Source organism: Nitrosomonas sp. Nm51, assembly GCF_900111165.1.
Taxonomy (GTDB): domain Bacteria; phylum Pseudomonadota; class Gammaproteobacteria; order Burkholderiales; family Nitrosomonadaceae; genus Nitrosomonas.
In genome coordinates this window covers 22348-31926 of sequence record NZ_FOGH01000029.1, presented here as the reverse complement: position 1 = coordinate 31926, position 9579 = coordinate 22348, and the positions used below count along the sequence as shown (strand labels likewise).

Genomic DNA, 9579 nt, shown 5'->3' with positions numbered 1-9579 from the left:
AGCAGGTCGCTGGCCAGCCTTGGTGCGTTATATCATCAGTAAAATTATTGCCAGCAAACCCCAGAAATCACAATTTCTTGATTCATTTCCCGCTACGTTGGCATTTGATTCCAGCTAACTGAGGAATTTAGGTTAAACGTATACGCGGCGAGATGGCTGCAATACCGCCCGACACAAAACCAATCGTACATAGGATTCCCAGTGCCGTACCGTTATCTATTTCGTCGACGGACATAAATATCCATATGAGAAATATTGACCAGCCCAAGGCTGTCAGGATATAAATTGCAAGTATGGCGTTTTCTATCAGCTTTTCGCTGCTGTTGTAGTATAAAACCGCTTGCCTGTAAATATACAGGCGCAGGACTGCAAGAATGATAAAAAAAATGATGAAAAGTGCAATATAGGGCTGCGCATGTAATGCGGGGGACATCATGATAACCCCAATACTGCATAGTACATAAAACAATCCGCCCAAGCGCATACGTGCTGCAATATCCAGATTAGTGGCGATGCGCACCTTTTCTCGATATACTATTTCCGGGTCCGACCACATAATCGTGCTGCCTGTTTAGAATCGTTAATACTGCATAGATAAAATATTCGACAGTGTGCTGAAAAGACTCAGATTAACCCAGAATCAATATAGTCTTCATTCTTAACGATCAACTGGTGCTTTTCTCAACAGGCCAACAATTTTAACGTTGGTATCGTGCATATATTCATGCAACATACTTCAGCCTCCTGGCATTGAATGAAAATGCGGTTCCGTACTTGTGCCAGCCAGGGTTTTAAGTCGTACTTTAACCGCATCGCACCGGAAGACAAATTTCCTGGGGATTTGGCAAGGAATTTATTTGCTTGAGAATCGTAACGATGGAGGTGCTAGAAAAGCTGAATTACGATGTATGGTGCGTAACTTTTTGCGTGGTAGAAAATATACCAAGTCAAGTTAAACTGAATTCGCAATGTAACCTCAAGAGTTCTCAGGTGAGGAAGAAGACTGGTGATTGTTGATGTAGTCGATAATATCTTTGACACAATGGAAATCTTTGACTTCATCAGTTTCGAAGGTTACGCCGAAGGTTTCTTCCGCGTCGAACAAAAGCTGAACTCTGTCCATAGAGTCCAGGCCGAGCTCTTCAAACTCGGATGTGGCGGTAATTGACGATGTGTCTGCATCTTCTACTTTTGAAGCAATAAATTCAATTACTTTTGTTTCAATGTTTTCTGTGTTCATATCAAATAGCTTATATTTAAATGATGGGTGTTGAGAAAACGAGGCTGACATTGTTGCCGCCAAATCCAAATGCATTGCACAATACTGTATTCATTGATTTTGTGAGGGCAGTATTTGGTGCATAGTTGAGATCGCATTCTAGGTCGGCTTCGTCCAGATTGATAGTCGGATGAATTATACCTGTCTGTAATGACATAATAGCTGCAATGCTGCCGATAGCTGCAGAAGCACCTATTGTATGTCCGATCATGGATTTCGTGGCGCTGATGATAATTTCTTTGGCGTGGTTGCCGAATAATTGCTTGATTGCATTGGTCTCAACGACGTCGCCGAGTGGTGTCGATGTGGCGTGTGCGTTTATGTAGTCAACCATATCCGGTGTTATTCCGGCATCCTGAATGGCCGCTTCCATTGCTGCAACCTGTCCGTCGATATCGGGTGCTACGATATGTGTTGCGTCACAGGCGCATCCGTAACCTGCCAGCCGGGCATAAATCGTGGCGCCACGCTGTCTGGCCATATCTTCTTTTTCCAGAACGAGGATACCGGCACCTTCTCCCATGACAAAACCGTCCCGGCCTTTTGCAAACGGACGCGAAGCGTGTTGTGGATCATCATTGAAACCGGTTGACAGTGCATATAAAGCTTCAAAACCTGCAATTGTCAGAGGCAAAACACACGCTTCTGCGCCACCAGTAATCACGGCATCCGCCCTGTCCGCGCGAAGTAAATCAAGGCCCATGCCGATTGCATTGCCACCAGATGAACATGCCGTGCTGCATGTGAGGTTCGCGCCTTTTAATCCGTGCAAAGTAGCAATCCAGGCGGCAGCGGAATTAGCCATGGTCCGTGGAACAGTAAAAGGTGGAATCGAACGATTCCTGAATTTACGGTCTGCTGAGGATTCAAATGTCGCGAATCCGCCCATTCCTGATCCCAAACTGACTGCTAGGCGACGGGGTTCATAACATTCTAGGCCGCCTGCGTCGGCTATTGCTTGATTGGCGGCATGTATAGCCAGTTGCGAAAAGCGGTCGGTTTGTTCGATTTGTTTGTTTGACAGAAACGATTTTGGATCAAAGTCCTTGATCTCGCCTGCTATGCGTGACCGGTTATTGGATGCGTAAAAGCACTGAATCCGGTCGACTCCGTTGTTGCCGTTGATCGCAGCATTCCAAAATTGACCGACACTGGCGCCTATTGGCGAGACGATTCCCATTCCAGTCACTACAATGCGCATTTTGTGTTCGAATTGAAGAATTTAGGGTAGGGAGCCAAGTCCTGAATAATTGCATGCTGTCTTCTAACAGATGCGAATATACTGCATAGCGGGAATTGTTGTCAAACCGCCTGATACGTATCAAGAAACCGTACTCGAATATCAGGATTTGCCGAATTTTTGTAGCATTTGTTAATGTGTATGTTGTCTGGTGTGTAGAATAAGAAAATTGTAGAGCCTTGCATTTGAGCTGAGGATGCAAATTACTATCGGTTAAGCCAAAAACGATAAGAAAACATCACTGTTACTAAATCCCGGCCGGGATTACAGAGCCTTGTAAAAGTTGTGGGTTGTCAGCGGCTACCATAAAATTTTTTGCAAATGTCCAACGCAGGCCGGACGTGATATTTTTTGAAAAATATCGGAAAAAAGCATCAAAACGGAGTAACGCTATCCAATGTCATATGTATAGTGGTTTTTGTCACAGAAATGTAAATAGACTGTTGCTATATTATAAAAAACATTGACTGATTACATATAGTTAACGATGGGGTGTTCCCGGTTAATTATTATCATTAGGCACTGCTAGGAGGAACTTCTAATGATTACATTAATTATAAGAGGCAAAGCAGCTTGGGTTGCTAGTATTATCTTAGGGATATTTCTCTTGATTTTGGGTATATTGGGAATAACAGGCGTTATTTCTGCGCTAGCAGATTCTGGAATGTTTATGACTATTGCTGGCGCTTTATTTACTGTTTTTGGAGTAGTCTTTCTAATTACCTCTTACGCTGCCAACGAATAAGCATGCTAAGAAAAACTACTGCCATAGACTTTGAATGGGAACGGGTATCTTTGTAGTTATTTTCCTGCACATTAGTTTGTTTTTGACAGACTGAGCGAATACTTCACCGGCTTTTAGCGGGTGAAGTATGCACAAATCGATTATTTGGAAACCTGCAATATTGAGCAAATCCGTAGCGATCGGCCAGTTAAATCCGGATTTGTAACTTTTATCAGTTCGTTGGGAGCGATAGATGAAAATGACCCGGCCGCAGTGAAGAGCAAACAACGAGCAGTTGTTTTCAAATGTTTAAAAACAATTTCGCAGCGGAATTTCCGGATACTATTGACAAATTTTCATGCCTATCAGGCCAGTGTAGGAATCTAAGGAGCCGTGAATAAATAAGTGTTACACTTATTTATTCACGGCTCCTAAGCGTTGCCGATACAAAGAAACAGAGCGGGCGCATAAAGGAATCTTTTCAAAACAGCTTTCCGTTAACTGTCAATGGATAAAACGAATTCTGGTGTAGCGGCAGCAGCTGCTCAATACGGTTGTTCGGCCATATTGGAAGTTTTATAAGGACATTTTTGAGCTGCTTGGCCGGGACCGGGCCGCTGGCAGAAGCCCGCAGGTGCCGGTTTCTGCATGAAATACTTTTATTGCCAATTGCCCATAAGTATAAATGGCGCCCAGAAATAAGGATGCGCAAACTGCGATTCGGGAGCTCCATCTGCGGGAAGCGATACGCCCCTGAGACGCGCTTTGCGGCTTGTTTCATCCAGAATTACATTGCCCTGAATAAACAACAGTTGTGTCTGACGCATGGCCTCGGCTTTTGAAATATTTTTTTCCTCCCTGAGCGTGTAAAACTGTTCCATAAATATAGCCGTGCTCTGGTCGGCTACGGGCCAAAGGGTGGCAAGAACTGCGTGCGCGCCTTTTCTTTGTATAAGCGTGCCCAACCCCTCCAGTTCTTTACCATCAAGATGCTGGTCATCCAGTTCGCCCAAAGCGGTTTCGCATGCCGACAAGGTAACAAGGTCTTTACCGGCCATTTGATAATCACCCCGAAGTAAATCCTGCAGACTGATATGCGCGCCTGCACCGGCGAGTAAAAACGAGTTAATCGGAGAACCGGGTGTGAATTTAAAATGTGTTGCAAGATGGATAACCTGGTATGCATCTTTTTGTTTCAGTGTCTGCATCAATTGGTCTGGGGTAAAATTTTGGTTCAGGTACACATTCCCGGGTAAAATGCCGATTTCGTCCGCGGTTTTCTCCTTGACGATGGCGTTAATTTCATCCTCGACGGCGGGTAAATTATTGAATAAGGGATCACGGGATTCAGAAACACCAAAACCGGCGACCGACCAGTGCGCTTTGGGTTTCTCCAGTAATAAGTAACTTTGTGCTGCTGCGTTGTACATTGTTACCGCATATTGCTCAGCCAGGTATTGCTCGCCGTCAAATAATGCGGAAAAGGGCAGGTAGCGCAAAGAACGTGCCGGATAGATCAGCAGGGTTTCGGGTTTGAGCAAATTCAGATCGGCTTTTATCGGCGCAATTAATTGTTCAAATAATTTCTCGGCAGCAATTAAATGGTCGCCGCGGTTGGATAGTTTTTCTCTGAATGTATAAATTAATTGATTCAGTTCCGGGCGACTGATCGGTTGTTCGTGTAACTCCGGGGGAAAAGATAAATTGGAATCTAGCAGGAGGATTCTCAATTTTTCATCAGTGTACAGGTAATAAACCAGAACCGTATTCTCAAATTTACTCAGTAAATTTTGAGTCTGGCTGACTTCATCAAGGTCTCTGGCATAGAATTCTTTTAAGTGGCGTTCTTGTGTAAATACCTGTTCCAGTTCGTTTAGAAATTTGAGGTAAACTAGCCGAGCCTCTTCAAGCCGTGCATTCAATTCATCAAGGCGCTTTGTTTCTGCTTGTGTCAGTATTTGCCCGCCTTCCAGTTTCTTGTTTAACTGCGTATAGACTTTACGCTGCTCGATGAGATCGGCGGTGAGTTCGTGGTATCGTATGGCGAAATCAGTTTCCGTTTTGGTATACGTTGCTTCTGTCCATTGCGTATCGTTGTCTGATTGCCGTTGAATAAAATCAAAATATTCTTCCTCCTTGAGCATTGCCAGAACTTGCTGTGCCTCTGGAAAGCGGCCATCATCGATCAGTAAGTTTGCCAGGTTTTCATAAATGATACGTTTATCTTCCAGAAAGCTTTTTTGCAAATGCTTTTCAAGTTTAAGGTTCTCTGAGCGGAGTGACTGAATATTGTTGACTGCCATCTTGCCAAAAAAAACAGCCAGATCCGAATGATCCAGTTGTTTATGAATATCACTTAAATGCCCAAGGATACGCCAGAGTAGAGCTGCCTCGACCAGTTCAGCCTGTATCAGCAGGGCTTGTTTTAAGTACTTTAATGCATCGTTGTGCCGGTCAAGATCGGAATAAGTCAGTCCGATGTTGTAATAAGTGGCGCTTATCCCCGATCTGTCTTTCAGTTGCTTTTTAATATTCAGTGATTTAAAGAAGAAATCCAATGCTTCCTCAAGTTTTCCTTCCGACTTAAAAATAAGTCCCAGATTGTTCCAGGCGCGCGCTTCTCCATTAAGATCGCCGAGTACCTGCTTGATTTCAATTGACTGCACAAACGATTTTTCTGCTTTGTTGAATTCTCCCAGATGCCAATAGATTTCCGCAATATTATTCAGATGGTTTGCTTCATAGGCTTTTGTATTCGTTTTGCGGGCGATTTTCAATGCGCGATTACAAAATTCTACAGCGCGCTCATAGTCATTCAGGTCCCGGTAAACGCGGCACAAGTTACCGAGAACATTACCCTGACCTGCCCAATCTTCTATTTCCTGCCTGAGTTGTAAAGATCGATTATACAATTCAAGGGCTTCTACATATCGTCCACGACGCTGCGACAATTCCCCCAGGTTATTGAGTGCCTTGGCCTGCAACATAACGTCATCGGCCTGGTTAGCCAACGCCAGGGCTGCATGGTAAAAATTTTCAGCACGATTAAATTTTCCCTGGTTTTTATAGATTGCACCAAGATTTCTGGCGCTGTCGCTTTCGAGTTCCAGGTTTCCGATCTGTTGTGCTATAAGCCGGCCTTTCTCCGATTGGTGTATTGCCGCCGGGTAATTTCCCATTTGCCGGTATGCCTGGCCCATAATGATATGTGCCTCAGCTTTCAGTCTTGGGTCGGACAACTTATCGGCTACATGTTGGGCCTGACCGGCCAGATCAATAGCTTTTTCATGATTGCCAAGACTCTCATGGGCATGCGCAAGTCCTGTAAGAAAAGATGCAGACCACGCTATCATGTGCTCACTTTGCGCTGTTTTTGTGAGCCCATGACTCCAATAACGTTGCGCCTGTTTAAAATTGCCATGCAGATATGCGTCCATACCGAGTCGATAAAGCGCGTGCGCAGGCATATCTGAAATGCGCGGGTCAGGTGCAATACAACCAATGGCCAGCATCATGAAAACAATACATAAAGATTGACGGAAGGGTGGCAGTAGTCTACTGAAGAACATTCTTATTACTCATTGAAAAAACATGCCAGGCTGTGGTTTCATCAACCGCGCTTTACAGATTATCAACTATGTCAATCCGGCAAATAATTTACGTGATATGCTATTGTCATCAGCGTGCATGTTGTATTTCCAGTAATTATTTTAATATGTTGAGAATAGACATCATAAAACACCGGTGGCGGGTGAATCTATGATCGCAACAAATCGTTCTTATGTGATTGTGTAAAGGAGTATAACGTTGTTTGATAAACTGAGAATTCCTTTTTTTTGTGCGTCGATTGTTTGTTTGATTATCGTTTTTGCAATCGAAGTAAGCGCTCAGTTTTTTCTGGGTGATAGTAAAGGTAAAGGCGATTTGTCAGCGCCCGGTCTGGGAATCATTTATCTTGCCTGGCTGGACTGGCTGCTCCTGTTTTCCATTTTGCTGATGGGTGTTGCATTGATTGTACCCGATAGAATTCACGGTCGTATTCAGGGGATTATTACTTTTATTGTCGCGCTGTTGACATTGCTGGGCGCTATTGTTGCGATATTTACCGCTTTTGGCCTGTTGATGCTCATGGTTTCACTGTTGCTGGCTGTGCCCATAGGTACGGCGATTTATTTTGCGGAATTTGCGGATTTTAAGGTAGGTGCGGCGGCAGCCACACTGACACTCATCATGATTTTTAAAGGCGCCTTTGTGATTTTCCTGGTGCTGGCGCATCAGCGCTTTTTACAAAACAAGGGGCTGGTACTTTTGATCGCGACTTCTTTTGTGGCGACGATCCTGCTGGGCTTTTTGCATGCGATTGCACCGCCGTTCCTGGCCTATATTACCGATGACATTGGCGCGCTGATCAGTGCCATTCTGGCTGCTATCTGGGCGCTGTTTTTTCTTATTGGATCGATTCCTGCCGTTATCAAGGCATTGCGGGTCGATAGAGCGTTGAAGTCATAATCTGAGCACGCAAAAGAAGGGCAGGGTGCTCACGTCAACTGATGACTAATCAAATTCTATTTTGACTTTTCGCTGATCGGAACAGTTGTTGCATTCAATAAAAATCGTTGCCGCTGTTTCGTCTTGCATATCCGCATTTCCCAGAATGACAAAACTGATCGTGTCGTCGTCAAATTCAGCCGAAGGCCAGAAAAAAGGCTCCTGTTTATCGCCATCTGCCGGCGAAAAAGTAATTTCCAATCGGACGCTGCGTTTATTAGGCTTGAGCGATAATTTTTTAAATGATTCGCTGAATCCCGGTACTGTAATTTTGCATACAGGCGTTTGCTCGTTCAGGTAGAACCCCGCATTTGTATGCGCACAGCTAATGTCAACATCTTCAGGTGCTAAAGAAGCGGCAAACGGTGCAAGTAATCCGTCAATGACGCTGACCCAGCTGTCTTTTTTATAATCGGCTGCGACTGCCTGCTGCCGTTCGTTACTTCCGCCGGACACGCCATGATTCGGTTTTTCGATCAAATTCAAACTTAAACCAGTAAAAAAGATCGCCATCACCAGGCCTAAACAAATTATGACGATCTTTGTCGTACTCATGACAAATCAATTGTTTTACCGGTCTGTATCTTCATCCGATTCTTCCGGTGCCAGCTTACGGGATATGCGGGCATTGTGGGTAATTCCGGAGTTGATGATTGCTTTCAGAAAAACCGGATGCGCGGTGACTACCCGTTTCTTTGTCGACACGACGAGTTCTACTTCGGTTTTTTCAGGAACTTTCCCGCCGCGCGGTGTTTGGTCAATAATTGTACCTTCGGCCAGATCGGACTTGAATTGTGTGCTGATATCGCCCAGCGCCAGTTTAGCAGATTGCAGCCGCATCAAAGCATCCTGAAGCTGCATGTTTTTGACATTCGGCACATCTATACCGGAATCGGCGGTCGTTAGCGTTACTTTGGTTTCTCTGGCACTGACTTCAGCATCGGGTTCCGGTGACTGCGCCAGAATCGTTCCGGCAGGTTTCGATGCGTCGAATTTAGGTTCAGTGACAATATTCCGCTGACTGAAACCCTTGCCTGTCAGACGCTCTTTTGCGCCTTGCAATGTCATGTCTCTGACATCCGGCATGATAGTCGCAGAGTCTGCCAGTATTAGCGTCATGGTCGTATTATGCGCGTCGACTTTTGAGCGCGCCTCGGGTGCTTGTTCTAGCACCGTTCCTGCCGCTTTGGAAGCATCAAACCGCGTTTCTGTTATAATGTCAGCAAATTCAAAGCGTTCTAAATCAGCTTTTGCATCTTCAAACGACATTCCGGTTACATTAGGAACGCTCGCCATTAAACCGTCTTTTTGTTCGCCTTGGTTTTCTCCGTTTTGGCCACTGAATAGATAGTAGCCACCGACTGCTAATGTTACGGTAACTAAAATGCCGGCCAGTACCCAAACAATCCACATTTTGGAAGGTTCAGGCTCAACAGGGGCTTTTTCCTGTGCAGGCACATTGACAGCAATTGTTTCACTCTCGGTATAATCTTCATCAGAATTTTCAATGTTATAAACCAGCAGGCGAAGTTTGTAGCTCCCTTCTGCGGCATCATCTGCATTGATCTGAACTGAAAAATGATCGGTGGCATCGATTTCGAGTTTTTTCTCGGTTTTGTCCGTGATGCTGAACCACGATTCTTTCGCAGGGTCTTCGGTGATAATTTTGGCGCCCACTCTTAATTGAGAAGCGCTGATATTATTCACATTAAACTGAATGCTCGCCTGACCATTTTTATCACAGGTCACAGTATCCGAAGATTGCGTAATTTCGACTATTTTGACCAT

8 protein-coding genes are annotated in these 9579 nt (G+C 44.7%); 2 read left to right on the top strand and 6 right to left on the bottom strand.

The window, feature by feature from the left end:
• Positions 1–127: 127 nt before the first annotated feature.
• The 3 genes from BMY60_RS10245 to fabF form a co-directional block, all read right to left on the bottom strand.
• On the bottom strand, positions 128–556 hold the full coding sequence (locus BMY60_RS10245) for a hypothetical protein (protein WP_090333412.1): 429 nt from the start codon (positions 554–556) through the stop codon (positions 128–130).
• 420 nt (positions 557–976) lie between these two features.
• Positions 977–1240 carry an acyl carrier protein gene (locus BMY60_RS10240; RefSeq protein WP_090333410.1) on the bottom strand — a complete coding sequence of 88 codons (264 nt, stop codon included), beginning with the start codon at positions 1238–1240 and terminating at the stop codon, positions 977–979.
• A 16-nt stretch (positions 1241–1256) separates the two neighbouring features.
• Entirely contained in the window at positions 1257–2480 is a 1224-nt protein-coding gene (gene fabF, locus BMY60_RS10235; protein ID WP_090333408.1) for a beta-ketoacyl-ACP synthase II, read from the bottom strand.
• A 580-nt stretch (positions 2481–3060) separates the two neighbouring features.
• On the opposite strand from fabF, the gene BMY60_RS10230 reads away from it, so the two are divergent.
• Positions 3061–3264, top strand: a complete 204-nt coding sequence (locus tag BMY60_RS10230) for a hypothetical protein (RefSeq protein WP_090333407.1) — start codon at positions 3061–3063, stop codon at positions 3262–3264.
• Between the two features lie 638 nt (positions 3265–3902).
• Here the strand turns inward: BMY60_RS10230 and BMY60_RS10220 are convergent.
• Positions 3903–6758 (bottom strand): CHAT domain-containing protein, encoded by a 2856-nt coding sequence (locus tag BMY60_RS10220; protein WP_218141676.1) that lies wholly within the window; start codon positions 6756–6758, stop codon positions 3903–3905.
• Between the two features lie 292 nt (positions 6759–7050).
• Here BMY60_RS10220 and BMY60_RS10215 point away from each other — a divergent pair, with 292 nt between their 5' ends.
• The gene (locus tag BMY60_RS10215) at positions 7051–7752 is read left to right on the top strand and encodes a hypothetical protein (RefSeq protein WP_090333402.1); all 702 of its coding nucleotides are present in this window, start codon (positions 7051–7053) and stop codon (positions 7750–7752) included.
• A gap of 45 nt (positions 7753–7797) precedes the next feature.
• Here the strand turns inward: BMY60_RS10215 and BMY60_RS10210 are convergent, their stop codons facing one another.
• A complete protein-coding gene (locus BMY60_RS10210) occupies positions 7798–8346 on the bottom strand; it encodes a hypothetical protein (protein WP_090333400.1) in 549 nt (182 codons plus the stop codon).
• Positions 8347–8361: 15 nt separating this feature from the next.
• Positions 8362–9579 carry a PASTA domain-containing protein gene (locus BMY60_RS10205; RefSeq protein ID WP_090333399.1) on the bottom strand — a complete coding sequence of 406 codons (1218 nt, stop codon included), beginning with the start codon at positions 9577–9579 and terminating at the stop codon, positions 8362–8364.